We start from the raw sequence: 319 nt of genomic DNA on the forward strand, positions 1-319 counted from the left end.
TCGCCTGGACAAGCAGCAGGAAGAGGCCGCGCAGAAGAAGAAGCTGGCCGAGCAGGAGCAGAAGGAAAACGACGCCAAGGCCGCGGAAACCGCGAAGAGGCTGGCCGAGATCCTCGCCAAGCGCGCGCAGCAGGAAAGCGAGATCAAGCGCGCAGAACAGAAACTTCGCGAGGTCACTGCGGCGCGGGCGGCCGCAGGGCTATCCACCGCCGGTGCCAGCGGCGCCGCCGAGCCGGGCTCCGGTGGCGGCGTCTCCTGCGTCGACCTGCGTGCGAAATACGCGGCAGCGATCCATCAGAAGGTGCTGGCGGCATGGTCA

1 pseudogene is annotated in these 319 nt (G+C 67.7%); it reads left to right on the forward strand.

Annotated features, from left to right (window positions below):
* A pseudogene (locus ACQG3P_RS19050) lies at positions 1-319 on the forward strand (cell envelope integrity protein TolA); the annotation flags it as partial.

The organism is Stenotrophomonas sp. SrG (genome assembly GCF_050031795.1).
Classification (GTDB): domain Bacteria; phylum Pseudomonadota; class Gammaproteobacteria; order Xanthomonadales; family Xanthomonadaceae; genus Stenotrophomonas; species Stenotrophomonas rhizophila_A.